This window comes from Gorillibacterium sp. sgz306347, from assembly GCF_059735245.1.
Genome location: NZ_JCAPET010000003.1, coordinates 119,962 through 144,076 on the forward strand (window position 1 = coordinate 119,962; position 24,115 = coordinate 144,076).

Annotated in this window: 21 protein-coding genes and 1 pseudogene; 16 read left to right on the top strand and 6 right to left on the bottom strand. The window is 58.3% G+C overall.

Annotated elements, in window-relative coordinates; genetic code table 11:
• The first annotated feature begins 82 nt into the window (after nt 1-82).
• The 7 genes from AC6I6H_RS03325 to AC6I6H_RS03355 all read left to right on the top strand — a co-directional run bounded on the left by AC6I6H_RS03325 (nt 83) and on the right by AC6I6H_RS03355 (nt 7,577).
• A complete protein-coding gene (locus AC6I6H_RS03325) occupies nt 83-1,459 on the top strand; it encodes a sugar phosphate nucleotidyltransferase (RefSeq protein WP_497951256.1) in 1,377 nt (458 codons plus the stop codon).
• A gap of 164 nt (nt 1,460-1,623) precedes the next feature.
• Nucleotides 1,624-4,260, top strand: a complete 2,637-nt coding sequence (locus tag AC6I6H_RS03330; protein WP_497951260.1) for a discoidin domain-containing protein — start codon at nt 1,624-1,626, stop codon at nt 4,258-4,260.
• A 305-nt stretch (nt 4,261-4,565) separates the two neighbouring features.
• The gene (locus AC6I6H_RS03335) at nt 4,566-5,060 is read left to right on the top strand and encodes a cysteine hydrolase family protein (RefSeq protein WP_497951266.1); all 495 of its coding nucleotides are present in this window, start codon (nt 4,566-4,568) and stop codon (nt 5,058-5,060) included.
• Nucleotides 5,061-5,076: 16 nt separating this feature from the next.
• Nucleotides 5,077-5,496 (top strand): DUF2500 domain-containing protein, encoded by a 420-nt coding sequence (locus tag AC6I6H_RS03340; protein WP_497951270.1) that lies wholly within the window; start codon nt 5,077-5,079, stop codon nt 5,494-5,496.
• A 107-nt stretch (nt 5,497-5,603) separates the two neighbouring features.
• Complete coding sequence (locus AC6I6H_RS03345; protein WP_497951275.1) at nt 5,604-5,729, top strand: RCKP-type rubredoxin-like domain-containing protein; 126 nt, start codon at nt 5,604-5,606, stop codon at nt 5,727-5,729.
• A 347-nt stretch (nt 5,730-6,076) separates the two neighbouring features.
• Nucleotides 6,077-7,066: a lipoate--protein ligase gene (gene lplA, locus AC6I6H_RS03350; RefSeq protein WP_497951278.1), complete on the top strand. Its 990-nt coding sequence runs from the start codon at nt 6,077-6,079 to the stop codon at nt 7,064-7,066.
• Nucleotides 7,067-7,079: 13 nt separating this feature from the next.
• Nucleotides 7,080-7,577, top strand: coding sequence for a PaaI family thioesterase (locus tag AC6I6H_RS03355; RefSeq protein WP_497951282.1), 498 nt, complete (start codon nt 7,080-7,082; stop codon nt 7,575-7,577).
• 970 nt (nt 7,578-8,547) lie between these two features.
• Here AC6I6H_RS03355 and AC6I6H_RS03360 read toward each other — a convergent pair.
• The 3 genes from AC6I6H_RS03360 to AC6I6H_RS03370 form a co-directional block, all read right to left on the bottom strand.
• The gene (locus tag AC6I6H_RS03360; RefSeq protein ID WP_497951287.1) at nt 8,548-8,745 is read right to left on the bottom strand and encodes a hypothetical protein; all 198 of its coding nucleotides are present in this window, start codon (nt 8,743-8,745) and stop codon (nt 8,548-8,550) included.
• Nucleotides 8,746-8,908: 163 nt separating this feature from the next.
• Nucleotides 8,909-9,550, bottom strand: a complete 642-nt coding sequence (locus AC6I6H_RS03365; RefSeq protein ID WP_497951291.1) for a phosphatase PAP2 family protein — start codon at nt 9,548-9,550, stop codon at nt 8,909-8,911.
• Nucleotides 9,551-9,646: 96 nt separating this feature from the next.
• A complete protein-coding gene (locus AC6I6H_RS03370; RefSeq protein WP_497951293.1) occupies nt 9,647-10,312 on the bottom strand; it encodes a 3'-5' exonuclease in 666 nt (221 codons plus the stop codon).
• A gap of 354 nt (nt 10,313-10,666) precedes the next feature.
• On the opposite strand from AC6I6H_RS03370, the gene AC6I6H_RS03375 reads away from it, so the two are divergent.
• The 4 genes and pseudogenes from AC6I6H_RS03375 to AC6I6H_RS03390 all read left to right on the top strand — a co-directional run bounded on the left by AC6I6H_RS03375 (nt 10,667) and on the right by AC6I6H_RS03390 (nt 13,014).
• Nucleotides 10,667-11,065 (top strand): TIGR02328 family protein, encoded by a 399-nt coding sequence (locus tag AC6I6H_RS03375; protein WP_497951295.1) that lies wholly within the window; start codon nt 10,667-10,669, stop codon nt 11,063-11,065.
• Nucleotides 11,066-11,131: 66 nt separating this feature from the next.
• The gene (locus AC6I6H_RS03380) at nt 11,132-12,511 is read left to right on the top strand and encodes a DEAD/DEAH box helicase (RefSeq protein WP_497951297.1); all 1,380 of its coding nucleotides are present in this window, start codon (nt 11,132-11,134) and stop codon (nt 12,509-12,511) included.
• 19 nt (nt 12,512-12,530) lie between these two features.
• A pseudogene (locus AC6I6H_RS03385) lies at nt 12,531-12,716 on the top strand (YwbE family protein); the annotation flags it as partial.
• A 55-nt stretch (nt 12,717-12,771) separates the two neighbouring features.
• Nucleotides 12,772-13,014, top strand: a complete 243-nt coding sequence (locus tag AC6I6H_RS03390) for a hypothetical protein (protein WP_497951299.1) — start codon at nt 12,772-12,774, stop codon at nt 13,012-13,014.
• A gap of 623 nt (nt 13,015-13,637) precedes the next feature.
• Here the strand turns inward: AC6I6H_RS03390 and nagA are convergent.
• The 3 genes from nagA to AC6I6H_RS03405 are packed head-to-tail and all read right to left on the bottom strand — an operon-like array spanning nt 13,638 to nt 16,438.
• A complete protein-coding gene (nagA, locus tag AC6I6H_RS03395; RefSeq protein WP_497951302.1) occupies nt 13,638-14,846 on the bottom strand; it encodes an N-acetylglucosamine-6-phosphate deacetylase in 1,209 nt (402 codons plus the stop codon).
• Complete coding sequence (gene nagB / locus AC6I6H_RS03400; protein WP_497951304.1) at nt 14,843-15,574, bottom strand: glucosamine-6-phosphate deaminase; 732 nt, start codon at nt 15,572-15,574, stop codon at nt 14,843-14,845. Before nagB ends, nagA begins: the two co-directional genes overlap by 4 nt.
• 3 nt (nt 15,575-15,577) lie before the next feature.
• Nucleotides 15,578-16,438: a MurR/RpiR family transcriptional regulator gene (locus AC6I6H_RS03405; RefSeq protein ID WP_497951306.1), complete on the bottom strand. Its 861-nt coding sequence runs from the start codon at nt 16,436-16,438 to the stop codon at nt 15,578-15,580.
• A 272-nt stretch (nt 16,439-16,710) separates the two neighbouring features.
• Here AC6I6H_RS03405 and AC6I6H_RS03410 point away from each other — a divergent pair, with 272 nt between their 5' ends.
• The 5 genes from AC6I6H_RS03410 (at nt 16,711) to AC6I6H_RS03430 (ending at nt 24,041) form a co-directional block, all read left to right on the top strand.
• On the top strand, nt 16,711-17,592 hold the full coding sequence (locus AC6I6H_RS03410; protein WP_497951471.1) for a YitT family protein: 882 nt from the start codon (nt 16,711-16,713) through the stop codon (nt 17,590-17,592).
• A gap of 339 nt (nt 17,593-17,931) precedes the next feature.
• Nucleotides 17,932-19,035 (top strand): SGNH/GDSL hydrolase family protein, encoded by a 1,104-nt coding sequence (locus tag AC6I6H_RS03415; RefSeq protein WP_497951308.1) that lies wholly within the window; start codon nt 17,932-17,934, stop codon nt 19,033-19,035.
• 44 nt (nt 19,036-19,079) lie between these two features.
• On the top strand, nt 19,080-20,585 hold the full coding sequence (locus tag AC6I6H_RS03420; RefSeq protein WP_497951310.1) for an extracellular solute-binding protein: 1,506 nt from the start codon (nt 19,080-19,082) through the stop codon (nt 20,583-20,585).
• Nucleotides 20,582-22,459: a histidine kinase gene (locus tag AC6I6H_RS03425; protein ID WP_497951312.1), complete on the top strand. Its 1,878-nt coding sequence runs from the start codon at nt 20,582-20,584 to the stop codon at nt 22,457-22,459. Before AC6I6H_RS03420 ends, AC6I6H_RS03425 begins: the two co-directional genes overlap by 4 nt.
• The gene (locus AC6I6H_RS03430) at nt 22,434-24,041 is read left to right on the top strand and encodes a response regulator (RefSeq protein ID WP_497951314.1); all 1,608 of its coding nucleotides are present in this window, start codon (nt 22,434-22,436) and stop codon (nt 24,039-24,041) included. Before AC6I6H_RS03425 ends, AC6I6H_RS03430 begins: the two co-directional genes overlap by 26 nt.
• The last annotated feature ends 74 nt before the right edge of the window (nt 24,042-24,115 follow it).

Below are 24,115 nucleotides of genomic sequence, written 5' to 3' on the forward strand. Positions count from 1 at the left end.
CCAAGCCTTCCGCAGCGGCGGAATCCCGCGATAACAGCGGAGTTCCCGCGATAAGATCCACACGATAAGGAGGAGCGAAAAGATGAAACTGGTGCTTTTGTCCGGCGGGTCGGGAAAACGGCTCTGGCCGCTTTCGAACGACTCGCGTTCCAAGCAATTCCTGAAGGTGCTGCGCGCCCCGACAGGCGAGCCCGAATCCATGGTGCAGCGGGTATGGCGGCAGCTCGGCGAAGCGGGCCTGGCCGAATCGTCGTATCTTGCGACCGGCCGCGGCCAGGTCGAAATGATTCAGAGCCAGATCGACCCCGGCGTCCCGATCATCATTGAACCGGAGCGCCGCGACACATTCCCGGCCATCGCCCTGACCGCCGCGTACCTGTACTCCCGCGAAGGAGTCTCGCCGGACGAAACAGTAGCGATTCTGCCCGTCGATCCTTATGTGGAGGAAAGCTTTTTTAACGCGGTGCTGCGTCTGGACGAAACGCTGCAAAGCAGCGGCGCGAACCTGGCCCTGATCGGCGTTGTGCCGAACCACCCTTCGGAAAAATACGGGTATATCGTTCCGTTTGAAGGAAAAACTGCGGATAGCGGAGCATACCGCCGGGTCGAGCGGTTCCGCGAGAAGCCGTCCGAGCAGCTGGCCGAAGAACTTATCCGCCGGGGCGCGCTCTGGAACTGCGGCGTGTTCGCCTTCAAGCTCGGCTACCTGCTGGACATCATGCAGGACAAAGGGCTCCCGCTCCAGTATGACGAGATGCTCAAGCAGTATAAACTGCTTCCGAAAATCAGCTTCGACTACGAAGTGGTGGAAAAAGAAACAAACGTCGCGGTTCTTCCGTACGACGGCTTCTGGAAGGACCTTGGCACCTGGAACACGCTGACCGAGGAAATGAGCGAAAACAAGATCGGCAAAGGCTTCATGACCTCCGACTGCGAAAACACGAGTCTGGTCAACGAGCTCGACATTCCGGTTACCGTCATCGGGGCGGAGAACCTGATTATCGCCGCGAGCCCGGACGGCATTCTGGTCACGTCGAAGGACGAAAGCCCGCGGATCAAGGAAGTGCTGAAATCGTACGAACAGCGTCCCATGTACGAGGAGCGCCGCTGGGGCACCTACCGGGTCATCGACTACGTCAAGTACGACGACGGCCGGGAAGTGCTGACCAAACGGATCTGCGTCAAAGCCGACCGCAACATCAGCTACCAGCTGCACCGCAAACGCAGCGAGATCTGGACGTTTGTGAGCGGGGAAGCGATGGTTATTCTGAACGAGCGTCAGCATAAAGTGAAGCCGGGGGACGTGGTCCGGATTCCGGAAGGAACCAAACACAGCATTCTGGCGCTGACGGACGTCGAATTCATCGAAGTGCAAACCGGACCGGAGCTGGTCGAAGAGGACAACATCCGGATTTGCCTCGATTGGGAAGAAATCGCCCTTCAGCAATTTATTTCGTAATAGCGGAACTTTCAGTCAAACTAGAAGGTCAGGTTGGCGCACGGCCGGGCGGATGACGAAGTTCCGTATCCGTTCGGCCGGTTTCACTCTTGCTCGAAAGCGCCCTGTTTTATGCGGTCCGGCTTTGGCGGACGGCACCTGACAGGAAGGTAGGGAACAAGGGAATGCGAAAAAAACGCGGCCTTCTGGCGTTCAGGCCCTGGATGATCATTTTGGGGCTGGTCGCAATCGTCTTTATCGTGGCGCTTGTTCCATACGCTGCCAACAAAGTGGAGGAGCAGGCCGGCGAGGCCGGCGAAGGGGATGTGATTTGGAGTCTGGGCAAAACCGACCAATCCGCCGATGAATTCGCCCCGCTGACGAAGGCTAAAAAATCAGCCGTGATTCCGAAAGGAGCGGGCTCGATCCAAACCGCAGGCGCGGTGCCTGCAGGACTAAGCCGGCTGGAAAAGCCGGAGTTTACCGTCACGTACACGCTGGGCTCGGTGCCCAAGAACGGGGCCCTGTTGAAGGTATCCATTCTGGACGCCAACAAGGCGACGCCGCAGATGGCGGTCTTCTCGAACAGCCAGCTGGCCGGCATCATTCAGATCGCCGGAACGGGCGACACCGGAGCGGAGCTCGCCTTCCGCAAAACCTATTCGCTATATATCCCCAAGGAACTGATGCAGAAAGGGGAAAACAAGCTTCGCCTGGAGGCGGTCGGCAGCCTTTACGCATCCGGCGGGGAAGATCCTTTTGTCGCCTGGACCTGGGATTCGCTAAAGCTGGAAGAACTGGATAAGCCGGCGGACGAGCCGATCCACGGCAATTATGTGCAGACCGGAACAACCGTCAACAACGAGCAGTTTTATTATGACGAAGGCGCAGTCCGGCACTTGCCTTATGTGTTGAAGTGGCTGGGCATCGCCTATTCCGGCAATATCATGCGGGTCGGAACGGGCAGCGATGTGGCGGGCTCGGATTCGCACCTGGAAGAGTATTACGGCGTACTCAAGGACTTTAACACCCAAGCGGTCACATACCGACTTCACACGGGCGGACTCAAGGTGGAGGAGGACGGCACCCTGCCCGATCAAGCCGAGGACATCCTGGAGGAGTACCTTCGCGAGTACGGCTCCATGTTCCAGTATTACGAGGTGGACAATGAGCCGGGGTTGTTTAACCGCTCGAAGGCGGTCAACATTGCCATCGCCGAGTGGCTGAACGAAAACCGGGATCAGCTGGCCCCGGGCATCAAAACGGTCGCTCCCGGCTGGGCGTACTGGCCGGCTTACGAGGTGAACGAATGCAGCTTCCAAACCGAAGGCGCCCCGAATCAGTGCGGCGATCCGGACGGCTGGGAGCGTGATCCGGAGCAGCGGCTGGAGCTGGAGAACATCACCGACTTGACGAACGGCCACGCATACGGAGCTTCTTACGCCGATAAGGAAGGCGGCAGCTTCGTCGAAAACCTGAAGACGTTCGGAGGCTCCGAGGACGGACTGCCCAAAAAGATGCTGAGCACCGAGTTCGGCACATCCGACGACCATACCGACGATCCGAAGTATGGGGCGAACCAGCCCAAGGCGGCGGCTTTTGACCGGATCATGCGGGCCCACATCGGCTATGCGGATATGTTCTTGCAGCATGCCGCGTTCTTCGAAGGGTATTCGCTGTTCGAGACCGGCTTCAATTTGCAGGACCACAACCCGGCGGAGACCAAAATTCACCGTCCGGCGTCCGAGGAACGGGATTCCCGCGTTGATGTCATGCGCCGGTTGAGCCTGGCGTACGCGACGCACGGCAAACCGTTGGCCTACGAAGTACAGAACAAGAAGGAAACCGCCGACAAGCTCGTCTATTTCCGCGCGGTGGATACCTCGACGCTTGACCCGCTTCCGGTAACGGGCGGCACCTCCGATAAAGTGCTGCTGAACTTCGTAAACTTTGAGTCCACCCGCCAGACGATCACCGTCAAGGTCAATTTACCGGATAAAGCGGTGTACCAAGGCGAACGGTTTGGCAGGGGAGAAACCTACGAGGAAGCCAGATCCGTTGTAAGCGGCATGAAAGCAGCGCCCGAGGTGGAGATTACCGAAACGTTGGAGCCGGGCGAGGCTGTGCAGTACATTTTGTCCAAAGCCGGCGACGTTTCGGCCGGCGCCCCCGATTGGGTGACGGCCGAAGCGGCATCGGGCCCGGAGGTCCGGCTCAACTGGCTGGAATCCGCGGGTGCATTGTCCTATGATATCTGGCGTGCCGACGGCGAAGGAGGGATCTTTAACGAAATCGCCCGGAAGGTAACCAAAACCTCCTATACGGACAAAACAGTGGAAGCAGGCGTCCGATATTCTTATGCCATCCGGGTAACCGGTTCGGAAGAGATGTCCCGCCCGACGGACATCTCTTCCGGTCTGTTTCCCCTCGATCGGAGCAAGTGGGAGGTCAGCGCCTCTATGAGCGCCAAGCGTTCGCCTCCGGGCCGGGCCATCGACAGCAGCAAACGGACGCGCTGGGATACGGGCGTCTGGCAGCAGCCCGGCATGTGGTTTCAGGTAAACCTGGGCGGGAAGGAAACCGTTGAACGCATCGTTTTGGATTCCGAAGGGTCTTTGTACGATTATCCCCGGTCCTATGAAGTTTACCTGTCCGAAGACGGCCGAACCTGGAACGGCCCGGTGGCTTCGGGACATGGAACAAAAGGAACGACGGAAATCAGCTTCAAGCCGCAGAGCGCGCGGTTTGTCAAAATCGTCAGCAACGGAACCATCGGCAACTACTGGTCGATTCACAACCTGGAGATCTACTCGCGGGATTGAACCGGCCGCTCGCAGTTATCCTCCTTTGCATTCAACCGCATCTATGAAAATCGCTTCACACCCGCCGTTTTTCGGACCGCCGAAAAACGGTTTTTTGCTTTTTTCAGCCGGAACGGGCCGGTTGTCCGGACGTGCCGGTCTTGCCGGGCGTTCCGGAAATGCCGGGAGTGCCGAGAGTGCCAGGAGTGCCAAGAGTCCCGGGTATGTGCGGAGAATTGCAGCACTGGCTTCTTTTTTGCGGTAAAATATGATTATCGTCCAAGCGGGCCATCAGCCTACTCGCGGTCCGGAGGAAGGAGCCAACCATGAAAATTGCCTTATTGATCGTCGACATGCAGGTGGGGTTTGTGAGAGATGAAAAGCTCCGGTACCAAGTAGAAAAAGCTTGCGAGCACATCAATTATGTGGCGGGTTTGCTGCGCGGGGCCGGTCATACGGTGATGCATATCCAGGATGTTGAAGTGGAAGGCGGCGAGGGCTCGGAGGAGTTTGAGCTGATCCCCGGGATCGAGGCCGCCGACACCGACCTGTTTCTGACCAAGGAATGGTCCAACGCCTTCTGGAAAACCGATCTGGAGCGCATCCTCCGGGACCGGGACGTCCATTTTGTCATCGTGGCCGGATTTGCGGCGGAGCACTGCGTCCTGTTTACGTTTAACGGGGCGGTGGAACGGGGCTTCAAGGCGGCTATTCTGCACGGCGGCATCATCAGCCGGTATGACGATGCGATGGACATGACCTACCGGGAACGGTTTGTGATTTCGTACCCGGCAATCGAATACATGATTTCCGGGTCGTAAGAGGGGGATGCTTGGCATGAACAATGGAATGAACGATCCTTTCGGGCATGGAATCGGAGCGGGCGGCGGCTTTTTTTCGGGGATGCCGGCGGGCTTCCTGATTCCCTTTTTGCTAATCGCATTCATTATTGGCGGAACGATTTTGTATTCCGTTGCAAAAGGGGCAAGCACCTGGAGCAAAAACAACGCCTCGCCGCTGCTTTCCGTCCCGGCCCGCGTGGTGTCGAGGCGAACGGAGGTGCGAGGCGGGGCCGGCGATTCCAGAGCGCGCACGTATTACTACGTCACGTTTGAAATGCACAGCGGGGAACGCGTTGAGCTGCAGCTGCGCGGCGATGAGTACGGCATGATCGCCGAAGACGACCACGGCACGCTGAGCTACCAAGGCACCCGGTACAAAGGATTCCGGCGGGACAACGAGCTTTATTCAATCTGACCTTCCCGCCGACACAAAACGGTCATACCTGCCCGGGAGGAAAGCTTTTGACGGCATCGAATTGGAGGTAGAGACTTGATTCGACACAACTTTCGGAGGTGGAACGAATGGCCGTTTGGAAATGCAAGGAATGCGGGGATACGAGCGAAGGCCGCTGCCGCCCGGGCAAATGTCCGAAATGCGGCGCGCCCAAGGACAGCTTTGTCAAAGCGGAGCCGGAAGCAGCCAAATAAACGAGTCAATGAGAAAAAGGAGTCTTTTCGGGCGTGTGCCGGAATGGACTCTTTTTTGTGTTTGCGCGTAAAGCGCCGGTTCGCTTGCGGCTGAACCCGCTTGGAACGGACGCTGCGGCGGCGCAAGGTGACGGGTGCAACGTGCCGGCAATCGGCATGGCCGGACTCCGGGGGGGCGTAAAGGCGCAGGGTGCAACGTGCCGGCTGGGAAGCTGCAAGTGACGGGCATAACGTGCCGGCAAACGGCGAGGCCGGACATTACTGAACCTCCGGCGAACTTGCGGCTCCTGTCCCGAAGTGATAAGGTTGAAAACGGAGCAAACGACTTTGGCGATGGAGGGACACCCATGCTGTTTATCGACAATCGCGGCATTACGGACCCGCGGATCAACCTGGCGCTGGAAGAGTACGCGCTGAAAAATTTGCCTACGGATACGGATTATCTCTTGTTCTACATTAACGAGCCTTCGATTATTATCGGGAAAAACCAAAATACTAGCGAGGAAATCAACCTCGAATACGTCGAGCAGAACGGCATCCACGTCGTCCGGCGGCTGTCGGGCGGAGGAGCGGTTTACCACGACCTCGGCAATCTGAACTACAGCTTCATCACGACGGACGACGGGAATTCGTTTCATAACTACCGCAAATTCACCGAACCTGTGATCGGAGCGCTGCGCAAGCTGGGCGTCGAAGCGGAGCTGAGCGGACGCAATGACATCCAGGTCGGCGAACGCAAAATTTCCGGGAACGCGCAGTTTACTCAAAAGGGCCGGATGTTCAGCCACGGCACGCTTTTATTCGATACCGAGCTCGGCGCGGTTTCCGGAGCGCTCAAGGTGAACGCGGAAAAATTCAAATCGAAGGCCGTCAAATCGGTCAGCAGCCGGGTGGCGAATATTTCCGAATTTTTGGACAAGCCGATGACGATTGAAGCGTTCCGCCAGTCCATTCTCGATTCGATTTTCGAAGGCCGTCCGGTCGAAACCTATCCCCTGACGGAGAAGGATTGGGAAGCCGTCCGGCAAATTTCCGCCGAGCGTTACGGCAACTGGGACTGGAATTTTGGCCGGTCGCCCGACTTCAACTTCCGTCAGGTGAAGCGGCTGAGCGCGGGCACCTACGATTTCCGGCTCGATGTGGAAGACGGGCGGATCAAGCGGGCTTCGCTTTACGGAGACTTTTTTGGCGTAGGGGAAGTGCACGACGTTGAGGAAAAGCTCGCCGGGGTCAAGTACGACCGGGCTTCGGTGGCGGAGGCGCTGGCGGACATCGACCTGAAGCATTATTTCGGTCCGGTGGAGCGGGAAGAGGTCGTCGAGCTGTTTTTTGATTGAACGGAGGCATGGGATGGAGAAGGAAGACCTGATGGAGCGGATCGGGCGGCTATCGGATCGGGACGCCCGCGTGGTGGACAACGTTCTGCGCGCGCTCGATGCCATGAAAGAAAACCGGTATCCGTTCCTCGGCAACTTTTTGCAGGTGGAGATGGAGGAAAGCAGCGACCCGGAGGCATTTGTCTGCGGGATGCCGATCCGGCCGGAAATGCTGAACCCGTACCGGATCGTGTACGGGGGAATTACGGCGACGCTTGCGGATATGGCCATGGCCTGGATGCTGGAGAAGCGGATCGACGAACGGGATAAATTCGTGACGCTCGATATGAACGTGCAGTATCACAATCCCGGCGTAGGCAAACGGCTTACGGCAACGGCCCGGGTCATCAACCGGGCGCGGGAGGTATGGCAGCTGTCGTGCGAAATCCGCAGCGATCGCGGCGCGCTGGTGTCCACCTCCACCGGCACGTTTTTTCAGCTTGTCCGGACCCGGCCGGGCACCGGCGAGTGAGTAGCGAACGGCAGTGAAGGCCGGTGAAGGCTGGAGAATGGCGCCGCTAGCAGGTGAACGCCAGGCTAATGGCAATGGCGGATCGAAGCGAGCGAACGTCAGGCCAATGGCAATGGCGGGTGAAGGCGGGAGAATGCCAAGGCCAATGCAAGTGAATGCCGAGTGAAGCCAGGCGAACGGAAGATCAATGGCAAGTGAATGCCGAGTGAAGCCAGGTGCATCTGGCCAATGGCAAGTGAAAGGTAAGGGAGCTGTCCCGGGAATTTTCCGGGACGGCTTTTTTTTCGGAGCAGTCTTTTTGCCGCCGCCGTTTATGCACCTTTCATCAACAGACGGTCCCATTTTATGCGAGTGAAAGAAAACCAACTCGATGCGGTCCTCGACTCGGTGGGTTGGCGTGAGCCGATTGTTCGCGGGGCGGACGCAGAGGTCGAGCCGGAGTGCTTACATTTCGTCATCCTTATTCCGCACCATTTGTGATTACGCGCCGTATGCTCAAACGCCTCTTGCGGGGAGACCCTCAAACGTCTTCTTTTTTCGTCCACGGCTGCTCTGCCCCGAAATTTAGGAAACCCCAAGATGCATTTTCGGTGGCGCTCGTTCGGCATGGATTTCTAACGGTTGCCACAGCGGCTATTCACGCCAAAAACGCCCTTTTAAAATTCTAACGGTTGCCACAGCGCCTATTCGGGAAAAAACGGCTTAAACCTAGCAAAAAAACGCAAATAAGCCCTGTGGCAACCGTTACAAATTTCAACCCCTCTTTTTTGGACAAATAAGCTCTGTGGCAACCGTTAGCCCGCCGCCCATGCTTTGCCGTGCACCACAAATCCGTATTTTAGGAAAAGATGTTCCTATCCAGCTCTCCTGCAGGGAATGATATCGCGCAATCCGGGGAAAAATAGAAAACCGCCCGGCATACGGCGCAATTCCGTACGCGGAGCGGTCTTTTGGTTTCGGCGAACCGGGCTCAGTAGTGGAGCATCATTTCGTCCAGGCGCCGGTTGAATTCGCTTTTCGTGATCATTTCGAACTGGCCGGAAGCGGCCTTTTTGTTTTGGAGCAGCTTTCCGATCGGCACGAGCGCGTTTTTGACGCTTTCCACAATCACGTCGTTTTCGGTTCGGATGATCATGACATATTCATCGGATTTTACGGCTTGCTTCATCTTCGATTCCTCCAGGCATTAAGTTCCCTCCTGTTATTAACCCGAATCGAAGAAATCAAACCATTGGTTAGCGGAAACTTTAAGTTTGCCGGTACGCGGAGCCAGGGGCTTCAGCCGCCGGAACGCCTTCAGGCCCTCATTTCTTTCGGCTCTTGTCCGCCCGTTACTGCCGGACCGACAGGCTCGGCTCCAGCGTGCGCCCCCGAAGAGGAAGACGCAGCACGATCCAGCGGACAATCTCCACCAGCACAAAAGCGCTCAGCAAGTCAAGGACCACATGCTGCTTGACCAGCAGCGTAGAGGCGATGATCAGCCAAGACATGCCATAGATGAGCACGCGGTTGCGCCAGTTTTTGAACGAGCTTGCGGCGAGCGAGCGGATCATCAAGTAACAGGTAAAGGCGTGAATGCTGGGAAAGCAGTTAAACGGGCGGTCTCTGTTATAAAGGAAGCGCATCAGATCGTAAATCGGGCCTTCGCCGACAACCGCGGGACGCGGAACGGTCGTCTGGAATACCATATAAATGCCGTAGCAGGCCAGAACCGCGATGACATAGGTCAGAAGCGCCTGCTTGTACACAAGCGGGTCTTTAAAGAAAAAGTAGACCAGACAAACGTAAATAAAGAAAATCCAGATGGAATACGGCAGGGCGAAAACCGGAACAAACGGCGTAGCGGTGTCAAACGATGTAATCAGGGTGTGCACCGGGGGCCTGGGCTTGTTCACCAGGGCGTACAGCGCGCCCATAACGGGAAAAACAAGCATGTAAAGCAGCGGACGAAACCGTTTCAGACGATCAAGCATGGAGCAATCGACCTTCCCTTTTTGTTTACTTTCTCTCTCTCTCTGTCTAAAAAGCATTGTCGCAGTACCATATGCGAAGCCCGAGAAAAAAGAACCTTATCCGGCGTAAGGTTCTTCGTCGAGCATGCCGGCGAGCTGGCCAAACGGGTTGTTGGCGAAATGGCCGGTTTTGTAGACCACCTCGTCCTCCCGTTTTTCGGGAGTGAATTCGTTTTTCTCCAGCTTCATCCGGTCGGCGAGACGGACAAAAATTTTGGCCGTATTGACCGCGTCGTCCAGCGCCCGGTGATGCGAGCCCGAGAACGGAATCTCCAGCCATTCCAGCGCCGCCTTGAGTCCCATTTGCTGATGCTTCTCCTGCTGGCGAATCGAAGTGAGCAGCCTTTGCAGGTTGTTGTGGTTCCGGATCCAGTCCATCGAAAGGCCGTGGCTGCGGCATTCGCGCACCAGCTGCAGCTTGTCGTCCGGTCCCCAGGAGCACAAGTAGTACTCTTCCCCGCCGATCCAGTCCAGAAACCGCTGAAGGACAGCGGGGAACTTGTCGGCCGAGTTGACATCGGCCTGAACGATGCCGGTAAAGTCCACCGTCGCTTTCGAAAGCACAGGCGTCTTGAGCGGCTGGACAAACGCTTGAAATGTATCGACAATCTCGATCTTACCGTTTTGCAGGGCGGCTTTGGCCGCACCCAGTTCGATAATTTCCGAGATGTGGGTCTTTTTGCGGCATACCGTCATTTCCAGGTCGTAGATAATATAAACCATACCAACACCTCTTTTGAAAAAACTATCTTCTATTATACAAAACTTTTCAGCAAAAAGGGTGGGAAAAAAGTGCCGAAAAAGGACGGTTCCGCACTTTTTTTTCAAAGGCTGGCCGCTGAGCCAAAAGGGGGAAATGGCCGATTGCACGATTTTGAACGGGACGTTCAGCCAAGAGGACGACGGAAAAAACATCCGTTGACGAAGCAACCGATGGACGGAAAGCGGCGGCTTGCTTCACCAGGGTGCGATTCGGTATGCTTAGAAGGAAAGAAAAAGACGGTATTTTCGCGATTGAAGCGGCTGCATGGAAACCGGGCTCCACAAACCGGCGGCTTGGCAGGAGGGGAAGACAGCATGAGATTGTGGCACTACCGTCTGATCGGGCACTTGCCGAGGGCCCAGCTGCTCGGCCAGCACCGCGAATGTGCGGCGCTGCGCGGAAACGGATGGGGGAAAAAGCACCGCACGGTGGATTATGTGTTTGCGCACAGTCCGCTGAAGCTGATCGCCTATCACAGGGAAGTGATGGAGGAAATGGAACGCCGCGGCTACCGGCCCGATCCCAAATGGAAAGAGCCGTCCTACCGGGGAAAAGAGGCGGAACCGTGGTCCGGTTTTCCGGAGCGGATTTTGCCCGGGGAAGCGGCGGAGCTGCGATATGTGGAACACGACGACGAATATTTGCGGGAATGCTTGGACAATTTACGGGAAAAAGGCATCCTTCTCGCTCTTCCGCTTGATGGCATGGTATAATAGACGTTTGATCCGCCAGCTTTTGGAAGCTTGGCGATATCCCTTCAGGAACGAGGAAAACAGCGAATGGCGAATCATTTTATGGAACTTGGCGTGCGGGACTCTTTGGTCCGGCGCTTGCAGCAAAACGGGGTGGCGGTGCCGACGCCGGTACAGGAACGGACGATACCGCTGTTGATTGGCGGACGCGATGTCATTGCGCAGGCGCAGACCGGTACGGGAAAAACACTGGCTTTTGTGCTGCCCATTCTGGAAAATGCCGATCCGAACAAGCATGAGGTCCAGGCGCTCATCTTGACGCCGACGCGCGAGCTGGCGATTCAAATCACGGCCGAAATCCGCAAGCTTGTCCCGGCGGTCGGGCTGTCGGTGCTCGCGGCTTACGGCGGGCAGGATGTGGAGGCGCAAATCCGCAAGCTGAAAAACGCGCCGCAAATTATTGTAGCGACGCCGGGGCGTTTGCTGGACCATTTGGGCCGGGGCACAGTGGACCTTTCACGTACCGGCATGCTGGTTCTGGATGAAGCCGACCGGATGCTGGACATGGGCTTCCTGCCCGATGTCGAGGGCATTATCCGGCAGCTGTCGCCTTCCCGGCAGACGATGCTGTTCTCGGCAACGATGCCGGACGAGGTGCGCAGGCTGGCTTCGCGGTACATGAAGTCGCCGGAAGACGTGCAGGTGAAGGGGCGTAAAATCACGCTCGACAACATCCGGCAAACGGTTATCGAAACGACGGACCGCGGCAAGCAGCAGGCGTTGATTCAGCTCATCGCGCAGCAGCGGCCGTATTTGGCTGTTGTTTTTTGCCGCACAAAAATCCGCGCCAAACGCCTGAATGAAGCGCTGCAGCTGGCGGGACTGAATTCGGATGAACTGCACGGCGACCTGACGCAGGCCAAACGCGAGAACGTCATGAAGCGGTTCCGGAATGCGGAGCTGCAAATTCTGGTGGCGACGGATGTCGCCGCGCGCGGACTCGACGTGGAAGGGGTCACCCATGTTTTCAACTACGACGTGCCGCAGGACGGCGAAGATTACCTGCACCGGGTCGGCCGGACCGGACGGGCCGGGCAGCAGGGCACGGCGATCACGCTGATAACGGCGCGCGACCGCGCCAAGCTGGAGCGCATCGAGCGCGAAGTGAAGCAGACGTTTGAAAAACGTCGGCTGGACGCAAGCGGCGCGGCGCGCGCGGAGTCCCCGCGCGGAAGCGGACGTGCGGCAACGCGGGCGGCGGGCGCCGGCGGAGCCGGTCGCGGACGCGGCGGGCGCAGCGGCGCGGGCGAAGGCGCCGTAGGCGGAGCCGGTCGCGGACGCGGCGGCCGCAGCGGCGCGGGCGAAGGCGCCGTAGGCGGAGCCGGTCGCGGACGCGGCGGGCGCAGCGGCGCGGGCGAAGGCGCCGTAGGCGGAGCCGGTCGCGGACGCGGCGGGCGGAAACGCTAAGCGGACGGAGGAGATGTAGGTGAACGGACAGAAACGGAGCGACATCCGCCCCGGTCTTGAGGTCGACATCGTGCTCAAGGCCGACCAGCGGACGGGCAAGCTGACGAACGGCGTGGTAAAAGACATCCTGACCAACTCTCCCACTCATCCACACGGTATTAAGGTGCGGCTGACCGATGGAAGCGTAGGCCGGGTGAAAGCGATCCGGACCGCTGTCTCCGACGGATCGTCGGTTGGAAACGACGGGAAGGATGGAAAACATGCCGGAAGCTGACCACGATTCCATGCACCGAACGGAACAGGATACGGCGATGACAATGCCCGCCGAGCTGGAAGCGGCAAAAATGCGTATTGCCGAGCTGGAAGCAGCAAGAAGGCGTATTGCCGAGCTGGAGACAGAGAACGCGCGGCTGCGACGCGAGCTGGCCGACCTGCGCCGACGCAAGCAGGCCAAATCGGCCGACTACGCATCCAGCCGGCTGCGCGACGCACTCCGGGAATAAACATCTGACGACCGCATGACAGCTCTTGCGGTTAAACGAACGTCTCACGGCAAGACGGCAAAAACTCTAACGGTTGTGAGCGAGGCTATTTAAGCGTAATGACCGGTTTTTAAAATGTAACGGTTGCCACAGAGCTTATTTGAGGCTAAAATACGGATTTTCCCCGCTGTTGGAACAAATAAGCTCCTATAGAACCGTTAGAATTCAAAATTGCCTCTTTTTCGGCAAATAAGCTCCATGGCAACCGTTAGCCGAGACGGAGGATGTTTCCCTAAGTGGGCGCCGTCAGAACGGCGGTTTTGCCGCAGAGTCCGCCAAGCAAAAGGCAAATAAAAAACAGCGCTCCGGGTGAGCGCTGTTTTTTGCTGCACAATCAATCGTTAGGTGCCGCATTCATTGCCGCTTTATCTCTCGCATTCTATTACGCCTTCTAATAGAAGCTTCGTGTCTCCGAGCGACTCCGGCACTAGTTGCTACGGGCGGGACGAAGGCAATACCGCGCCATTGCCCGGTTGGCCTGCTCGAACGGCTTACGCGCCGTACCCGGCCGGCCTGCGCGTCGCCTGCCCGAACGGCTTACGCGCCGTAGCCCGGCCGGCTTGCGCGCCGCCTGCCCGAACGGCTTACGCGCCTTTGACCGGGCGGCCTTCGATCCAGACGGCGCGCAGGTTCAGGTCCGCGTCCATCAGCAGCACGTCGGCCTGCTTGCCGACCTCCAGCGTTCCGCTGGACGCCTCCAGGCCGAGCAGCCGCGCCGGGTTGGCGCTCGCCATTTTGCAGGCGTCCTCGATCGGAATGCCCGCCTGCGTCACGGCGAAGCGGAAGGCGGCGATCATCGTCAGCGTGCTGCCGGCGAGCGCCCCGTCGTCCGTCAGCCGGGCGACGCCTTCCTGCACGGTGACCGGCAGCTCGCCGAGGTGGTAGTGGCCGTCGTCAAGGCCGGCTGCGGCGATGGCGTCGGTGACCAGCAGCAGCTTATCCGGGCCTTTTTGCTTCGCGGCCAGACGGACGCCCGCCACATGCACATGGTGCCCGTCCGCGATTACTTCCGTGCTGATCCGGTCGTCCGTCAGCACCGCGCCGACCGTGCCGGGCTCGCGGTGGTGCAGCCCGCGCATGGCGTTGAAGCAGTGGACGGAGTGGCTGAGTCCGGCATCCGCCGCGGCCGTGATCTGGTCGAACGTGGCGTCGGTATGACCGGCCGCGGCGACGATTCCGTTCTTCACCAGCTCGCGGATGTAGGCAAGCGCGCCTTCGCCTTCCGGCGCCAGCGTTTGCAGCCGGACCACGCCCGGATACGTCCGCGTCCAGTCCTCCAGCCAATCCGGCTGGGGCGGAACGATGTAGTCCGGGTTTTGCGCGCCTTTCATTTTTACGTTAATGAACGGACCTTCCAGATGCGCGCCTACCACGCGGGCGGCTTCCGGGGGGCGGACCTTGGCGAATTCGCCGACGGCGGCCAGCACCTGATCCGTCGCCTCTTTGGAGGCCGTGACGGTGGTCGCCAGCAGGGCGGTCGTGCCGTTTTGCGCATGGAAGCGGGCGATCGCTTCAAAAGCTTCCATGGAAGGGGCCATGAACTCGTAACCGGCCCCGCCGTGAACATGCACGTCGATAAAGCCGGGGACGACCCAACCGCCGCCCGCGTCGATCACGACCGTGTTCTTCCCCGTTTGGGCCGCAGCAGCCTCGCCATGCTCCGGTGCGCCGATTTCGGCGATCACCCCGTCACGCAGCAAAATCGTACCGTTCTCCAGGACGCCGGCCGGGGTGACGATCCGGGCGCCGACAATACGGACATCGCTTTGAGCCTTCTTGTCTGCCTGCGTCATGAGCGGAACAGCCTCCCCGCTTCGGCATCCAGCAGAACGACGAGGGAAGGGTGCGTCTGCAGGAGCGACGCCGGCAGCTCCGTCGTGATCGGTCCTGTCAGAGCGCGATGCACCACTTCCGCCTTGTCGGCTCCGCGCACCACAAGCAGGATCGTCTTGGCTTTCAGGATCGCGCCGACGCCCATTGTAAGCGCCTGCTTGGGCACCTGGTCCATCGAATCGAAGAACCGCGCGTTCGCTTTGCGGGTTTGCTCGCGCAGCGTCACCACGTGAGTGGCGCTGGTCAGCGCGTGATCGGGCTCGTTAAATCCGATATGGCCGTTGTGGCCGAGCCCGAGCAGCTGCAGGTCGATCTGGCCCGCGTCGGCCAGCAGGGCGTCGTACCGTTTGCATTCTTCCTCCAGGTTCGCCGCATTGCCGTTCGGGATGTGGGCTTGCGCGAGAGGCAAATCAATGAAGTCGAACAAGTGCTTTTTCATGTAGACCAAATAGCTTTCCGGGTGCCCTTCCGGCAGCCCGGCGTATTCATCCAGGTTGAACGAAGCCGCTTTTTTGAAGCTCACCAGCCCACGTTCGTATTCCCGGACCACTTCCTCGTAAATGCCGACCGGCGTGCTGCCGGTGGCGAGGCCGAGCACGGCCCTGGGTTTGGTCTGCACGGTGCCGATGATGATGCCGGCCCCCGCCTCGTTCAGCTTTTCCTGCGAATCAAAAATATGAATGTTCATTCGTTAACGATCCTCCTTGCCGGTATAGGCTTTCACAACCTGGAACGATTTCTCGAGCCGCGGGACGTAATCCTCGAAACGGGAGCTGACCATCGCGGTAAAAACAATATCAAGCACATGAAGCTGCGCCAGCCGGGACGCCATGTCGCCGCGCCGCAGGCCCGCCTCCAGATTGGAGGAAAAAAGCCGGATCGACGCAAGCGAGGCCAGCGTATTGGGGCCGTATTTGGTGAGCGAGATGGCGACCGCCCCGCTTTCCGCCGCCGAGCGCAGCGCCTTGACCGTTTCCGGCGTTTCGCCCGAGTAGGAGATGCCGATGGCGACGTCCTGCCCGGTGAGCGCGGCGGCCGAGGTCAGCTGCATGTGGGAGTCGGAGAACATCACGGCCCGTTTGCCCACGCGAATCAGCTTCTGGTAGAAATCCTGCGCTACCACGCCGGAGGTCGCCACGCCGTACAGGTCGATCTGCCGGGCGTTGTTCAGGGCGGCCACCGCTTTTTCCACTTCCTTGAGATCCAGAATCCGCGTCGTCTCCGCGATGCAGCGAAGATGGTTCGCTTCCACAGCGGCCGCGATCCGCTCCAGGGAGTTTCCGGCGACGATGTCCTGATAGGATTGGGGCGCCGGAGCCTGCCCCTGAGCCAGATCGGCGGCCAGCCTCATCTTGAACTCGGCGTAGCCGGAAGCATGAAACAAGCGGCAAAAGCGGGAGACGGAGGCGGTGCTGCCGCCCGACCGCTCGGCCAGCTCCGTAATGCCCATCTGGACGGTTTCGTGCGGATGCTCCAGAATAAAATCGGCGATGTCCCGCTCGCGCGGCTTCAGCTGATCCCGGATCTCGCGCATCGCATTCAGCACATTCAAACCCGTTCACCTTCTGAAAAATATTTTCTTAATAAATCGCTTAATCGAGAAAAATGTTTACATCCCCACTATACCTTATTTTTGAAAGGCGGGCAACCGGGCACCGGGAGGAATATAACCGAAGAGAAAGGAAGGGAAGTGAAGATTTGCTGAGGTTTAGCGGTGTTTTCCAATAAATTCGAACGGAAACGGCGGTTTTTTCTGCAAAGAAAGCAATCGTTTGCTATAATAGAACTAACACACGGATAGGGGGGATTGGTATGGCGCATGCCATGAAGCAGGATATGCCTCCGGCACAGCATAAGAAGTTGACCGGCTACCGCTTGCTGGAACGAATTTTGGTCATGTTTCTCGGCTCGGCTTTGTTCTCGGTGGGCCTTGAAATCTTTTTGGTTCCCAACCAGATCATTGACGGAGGAATCGTCGGGATCTCGATTATTTTGTCCCACTTGTTCCACATGCCGCTTGCGGTGTTCATGATCGTTCTAAGCCTTCCGTTTTTATTTATCGGCTATAAGCAGATCGGGAAGACGTTTGCTTTGTCCACGCTGTTCTCGGTTATCATCATGTCCATCGGGACCACGCTGCTGCATCCGGTCCGGCCGCTCACCATCGAGCCGCTGCTGGCCGCTGTTTTCGGAGGCGTCATTCTAGGCGTCGGCGTCGGATTGGTCATCCGCGCGGGCGGATCGCTGGACGGGACGGAGATCGTGGCGATTCTGGTCAGCAAGCGGAGTCCGTTTTCGGTCGGGGAAATCGTCATGTTCTTCAACATCTTCATCCTGGCGAGCGCGGGATTCGTGTACGGCTGGGATCAGGCCATGTACTCCCTGATCGCTTACTTTATCGCCTATAAGGTGCTTGACGTTACCATCGAAGGGCTGGACCAGTCCAAATCGGTCTGGATCATCAGCGACCAGTACGAGGAAATCGGGCAGGCGCTTAATTACCGGCTAGGCCGGGGCGTTACGTATTTGAACGGCGAAGGCGCCTTTACGGGCGACGACAAGAAAGTCATTTTTGTGGTCATCACCCGGCTGGAGGAAGCGAAGCTGAAATCCATCGTGGAAGAAAAGGACCCGAAAGCATTCCTGGCCATCGGCAACATTCACGACGTAAAAGGCGGCCGCTTCAAGAAACGAGACATCCACTGACCCGGCTTCCGGTCGGACGAAGGGATGGAGAACAACCCGTTGGCACTCTCGGAGGAGAGCGGCAGCGGGTTGTTCTTATTTGCAAAAGGGGTGGAAATCGGCGGCCGGCTGCAGTAGGATGAAAGGTGGGGGGAGAGAGAATCCGCATGACGAAACGGTTTCTTTTTCGCAAAGGATGCAGTACAATCACTTGAAAGCGGTTGCACCCTTCGTTTATCTTTTAAGTGTGGCGTGTCGGCGGTCTTTGTCAAGCTTTCTTCCAGAAAAATCGCCATGTCAGGTCATGATGTCCCGCTCTATGGTATGATAGTTAACAAAAAACAGTTGGAGTGAAGAGCCATGCCGCAAAATCCGTCTTCTCAGCTTGAAAAATATGACACCAACATGGTGGTTTCGGATAGCGCCTCCTCACGCTTGCGATGGCATGACCCCCGGACCGGGCCTTTCGGCTTGTCCGGTTTTCCTTGGTTTGCAGCGGACGGGCTTTACCGCCGGATGCCCGCCGTCCCTTCCAGTCCCCTGCCCGAGGCCGTCAATTGGCTGGCGGACTGTACGGCGGGCGGGGCCATCCGCTTTCGGACCGATTCGCAGGAGATACATGTGAAAGTCCGGTTAAAAGCCAAAGCGGATATGTACCACATGGCGCCGACCGGCCAATGCGGGTTCGACTGCTACATCGGCGAGCCCGGTTCGGCGATGTTTGCGGGAACCGCGTCCTTCAAGCCGGATCAAACGGAATACAGCGCCCGTCTCTTTGCGGCCAAAGACAGCCCCGAAATCCGGACGGTTACGCTTTACTTTCCGCTCTATCAGGGCGTGGAGGCGGTCGAGGTCGGACTGGAGCCGGAAGCGGAGGTCCTGCCGCCCCCCGCTTATGAACCCGGCGGACCGGTGATTTTTTACGGGACCTCCATCACGCAGGGGGCCTGCGCTTCCCGGCCGGGCATGGCTTACCCGTCGATACTCGGCCGTCGGATCAACCGGGAGATGATCAACCTTGGCTTTTCGGGCAGCGGCAAAGGCGAGCCGGAGGTCGCCAGGGTGATCGCAGAGATCGAACATCCGGGCTGCTTCGTGCTCGACTACGAGGCCAACTGCGGAAATCTGGACAGCCTGCAGGCCACGCTGCCCGGGTTCATTTCCATCCTTCGCGAGCGCCATCCGTCCGTTCCAATATTGCTCCTGACGCGTATCCAGCCGCCGGGCGCGCACTTCGATTCCGCGCTGCGGGAGGCGCTGGACGGCCGGCGGGCCTATCAGCGCGCGCTGGTCGAACGGCTGCGGGCGGAAGGGGACGCCAACCTTCATTTCCTGGACGGCAGTCTGCTGCTTGGCGCACACTTTGGCGAAAGCACGGTGGACGGCGTTCATCCGACCGACCTGGGTTTTATGCTGATGGCCGAGGGGATTCTTCCCGCTCTGGCGGCCTGTCTTAAGCTGTAGACAAGCCAATGCCGCGAGCGCCAGTGGGGAGGAGAACAGCTGCGATGAAACATAAAACGGTGATGAGGGCGTTTACGTGCGCCTTGATGGTGTCGATTGCTGTCGGATGCAGTCGTTCCGATCCTTCTCCGGAGCGGAATATTCCGGTTTCCATGGTCATTGACGACCTGGGCATGACCTTTCCGGACGGAATGGACGAGAACAATAATCCTTATTTGGCTTACATCGAGAAGGAAACCGGTCTCGACCTCAGTGTCACGGTGCCGCCCCAGGATGTATACGAGGAACGGCTGAATTTGATCATGTCGTCGGGCAAGCTGCCCGATTTGATCAATACGACCAGCCCCGTATGGCTGGATTACTACGCCAAACGCGGTGAATTGCAGCCGCTTGACGAGCTGATCGACCAGTACGGTCCGGTACTGAAAGAGAAAATACCTGAGGAGGCGTGGGAACGCGTCCGCTACAACGGCCGAATCTATGCCATTCCCAGTTTGAATGAAGTGAAGGGCATCGAGCTGATGTATGTCCGCAAGGACTGGCTGGACCGGCTGGGTCTGAAGCCGCCGACCACACTGAACGAATACTATGAAGTCATCCGGGCGTTTGCGCAGGACGACCCCGACCGGAACGGGCTCGACGACACCATCGGGCTTATCCTGACCGAAGACCTGGGGCGGTCCGCGCCCTTTTTCGGCGCGTTCGGCACGCAGCTGAACAGCTGGCTGGAGCGGGACGGGCAGCTGGTGAACGGCAGCGTACTGCCGGAAACAAAGGAAGCGCTCGGGTTTTTGGCGAAGCTGTACCGGGAAAAGCTGCTCGATCCGGAGTTCCCTCTGAACCGCAACAGCAATCTGTTCGAGAAGATTGAAAACGGCCGCGTCGGCCTGTATTCGGCCACCTGGTACGATACGCGCTACGCAATTGCGGCAAACAAGAAGAAGGACCCTCACGCCAACTGGATCGCGCTTGGCTTCCCCGTCGGTCCGCGCGGGGAAAGCGGCGTGTACGACAAGGACATCATCCGCAGCTACAATGTGATCCCCGCCGGCACGGAGCATGCGGCGGAGGTCGTGAAGCTGCTGAACTTTATCGCCGGAGACGGCTACAAGACGCTGAAGTTCGGTTTTGAGAACGAAATCTGGACGATGGAAAACGGAAAGATGGTGACCAACTTCGCCGAGCACGACAAACATCTGTACCGGGGCATTTACCAATCGCTCGTGGACGTCATGGACCCCGAGATGGCCAAGCAGCGGCTTGATTCGCTTGGAGATTATCACCTGTACGAGAATCTTCAGCTGATCGAGCAGCACCTGATCCCGAATCACTATTACGGCGTGCCGACGCCGGGCATGGCCAAATACTCCGAGCAGCTGGAGAACATGCAGGATGTGTTTACCCAGATCGTCGCCGGCGTTGCGCCGCTCGACACCTTCGATGATTTTGTTCAGCTGTGGTACAAAGAAGGCGGAGCCGAGGTCACGCTGGAAGTAAACGAATGGTGGAAAAGCCGGGACGGTTCGGACGCAGGGGCGGAAAACCCATGAAAAAACCGTTCCGCTGGTTTCGCGAGCGCTTTTCCGGTCACATCCAGTTCCGGCTGACCTGCTATTTTCTGCTCATTCTTTTGCCGCTGGTTGTGGTAAGCCTGTTTGCGGTGGAACGATCGCGGACGATCTTATACGAGCAGACAGTCGAGCGGACGGAAGTATCGCTCCACTCGGCGATGGAATACATCGATCTTACGCTTCAGAATGTTGAGGAGATCTCCACGCTAATTTCAACGGACCCCACTTTCCTCGGCAGGCTGGAAAACACCGGGCCGGAGCTGTCGGCGCAATCGATCGTCGATTTTTCCCTGCTCCTGCGCCAGTTGTCGAACGTCAATTCCGTCAACCATATCGTGTCGCATATTTCGCTGTACCACCAGCCGTCGCATATGCTGATTTCCACCGAACACGGCGGACGGCGGATTGCCTCGCCGCAGCAGCAGGAATGGCTGGAAAACGTCGTCCGGGACACCGGAACCGGCATTGCCTACATGCTGGCGGGCGAGCGGGTGACGGATCGGATCACGTTCGGCGAAATGGTGGGGGCGGAAAGCGTGTCGCTGATCCGGACAATGGACTTGTACAACGTAAACCGTTCGCCGAATGCGGTGATCATCACGCTCGACAAAAGCAAGCTGCTCGGGCTCATCCAGCGGCAGCTTCCTTCGCCGAACGCGTATATTTATTTGCACGACCGCAGCGGCAAGCTGGTGGTCGGCACCGGGCGGGCAAGCCCGGCGGCGGTGGAGGAAGCCGGGCAGCTGCCGGCTCCGCAGGACGGAGAAATGACGGTTTCCTTTGACTCGTCCTATTCCAGCTGGACGCTCACCCTGGTCCAGCCGGAGTCCGAGCTTTACCGGGAAACCGACCGGATACGAACCTACACGTACCTGCTCATCCTGCTCAGCGTTCTCCTTGCGCTCGGGATTTCGTGGCTGGTTTATACCGGCATTGCATCTCCCGTATACAAGCTGTCCCGGGGCATGAGACGGCTGGGCGGCGGCGACCTGAGCGTCCGGCTGGAGAACGAGCGCAAGGACGAGTTCGGCTACCTGACCGACTCCTTCAACCAGATGGTCGCCTACCAAAGACAGCTGATTGAAGGCCAGTACGAGCAGCAGCTGCGCCTGGCCCGAACGGAACTGAAATTTTTGCAAACGCAGATCAACCCGCACTTTTTGTACAATACCCTTGATTCGATTTATTGGACGGCTAAAAACTATGACGCGGAGGAAATCAGTGAGATGGTGCTGAACCTGTCGCGCTTCTTCCGGCTGAGCCTGAACAAGGGCCGCGACGTTTTTTCGCTGGAGGAAAACATCTCGCATCTGCATACGTATATCCGCATTCAGCAGATCCGGTTTCTGGAGAATTTCACGGTCGAGTACCGGATCGGGGATGACACCCGGAAAGTGCCGATTCTGAAGCTTTTGCTGCAGCCGCTGGTGGAGAACGCGATTATTCACGGCATGGAAGGAAAGCCCGAGGGCGGCCTTTTGATAATCGAAAGCTGGATTGAGGCTGACAAAAACCTGGTCATCAAAATCCAGGACAACGGGCCGGGCATGGCGGAGGACCGGCTGCGCTACATTCAAAGCGAGCTGGGGCGGCTCGGCAAGCACAACGACGAACCGTTCTCGCTGGAGGAGGACATCAAAGATTTGTTCGGGCTGCGCAATGTCCGCGCCCGGATGAAGCTGTATTACGGAAACGAAGCGGATTTGGTTATCGACAGCAAGCCCGGGGAGGGCACCACGGCGATCATGAGCCTGCCGCTCGACCGCTGCAAGGATACCTTTGTTCCCGCCGCGGGAGAGGCTGTCCGAAAGGAGGAGCAACGAGCCGATGAATTTGATGGTGGTGGAGGATGAACCGCGGCTCAGACACGCGTTGGCTTATCATATTCCGTGGGAGGACCATGGCATACAGGTGGTAGGCGTGGCGGCCAACGGCCGGGAAGCGCTGCAGCTGGCCGAACGCAAAAAACCGGACATCATGCTGCTGGACGTGCAGATGCCCGAGATGGACGGTCTGACCCTGATCCAAAAGCTTCGGGAAAGGGACGGAACCGGGTCGTTTCTCAAGCTGATTATTTTGAGCGGCCACGATAATTTTTCCTTTGCCCAGGAAGCGCTGAAGGCGGGGGTGTTTCAGTACCTGCTGAAGCCCGCCGGAGAGCAGGAAATTCTCGACACCGTCCTGGAGGCAAGCCGCCAGCTCGGCAAGGAGCTGGAGCAGTGGCGGGTGCAGTCGGAGCTGCAAAGCAAATGGAAGGAGCATCTGCCGTATTTGCAGAGCGGGTTTTTCCAGCAGTGGGCGAGCGGCAAATTTTCCGCGGCCGAAGTGCTGGAGAAAAGCGCCGATTATTACATCGACCTTGACCCGGACGCCCGGATCGCGGTTGCGGTGCTGGACATCGACCCGGCGGCCGACGGGGAAGCGCCGCACGCCAACCCCGACTTGCCGCTGCTGCAATTCTCGCTCCAGTGTCTGGCAAAGGAGCTGTTTGCGCCGCCGCACTGCTGGGTATCCGGCGATGCGCAGGGCTGCACCCTGCTCGTTTTCACCCTGCCGGCGGACGACGATCCGAAGGAAAGCGCGCTCAGCGTGCATTCGTCGGTGATCCGGCTGCTGTCCCGGACGAAAGAGGCGCTGAAGGCGACGGCGAGCGCCGGCATTTGCGCCAGCACGGGTCGGCTGGAGGACATGCCCGAGCTGTATGCCCAGGCCTGCCGCGCGCTGAACGACCGGATGGTATACGGGCAGGATATCGCCATTCCGTACCGGGAAGAGGACCGCAGACGCGAAGGCATACAAGCCCAGCCCAATCTGGAAAAAGCGCTGGAAATCGCCCTCGACACCGGAGACGAGGAAAAAGCGCTCGCGGAAGTGGAGAAGTTGTGGGAAAACTGTCTGCTGCACGCGGAAACGGTTGATGACATCCGTGAGGTCGTCTTTTATTTGAGCGGGATGTTTGTCCGGATCATCCAGAAGCAGGGGTGGATGGTGAAGCATGTGGTCGGAGAGGACATTGCGTATTTTCAGAACGTGACGCTGCTGAATACGAGGGAGCAGACCCGGGCCTGGCTGACCCGCACCGTACGGGCCATTTGCGGCTATTTGCGGCAGGAACGCAAGACGACGAGCAACAAGGTCGTGCTGTCCATTCTGAACATCGTCAATGAAGAAATCGACCAGGACATCACCCTGCATACGGTGGCGGACCGGCTGTACGTCAACTCCTCTTACCTCAGCCGCCTGTTCAAGCAGGAGACGGGCGTTCCGTTCTCCACTTATGTGCTGGAAAAGAAAATGGAGCGGGCCAAGGCGATTCTTCAGGAAGGCGGAAAGGTGTACGACGCCGCCCGTCTGGTCGGGTATCGGGATGTCAGCTATTTTACCAAAGTGTTCCGAAAATACTGGGGAGTGAACCCTGGAGAAGTGAAAATCTAAAAAATTAGATAGGAAACCTAACATGGGTTGAAAGTGTGAAACGCTTCCAATTGGACGCGATTCGCACTTTTTTT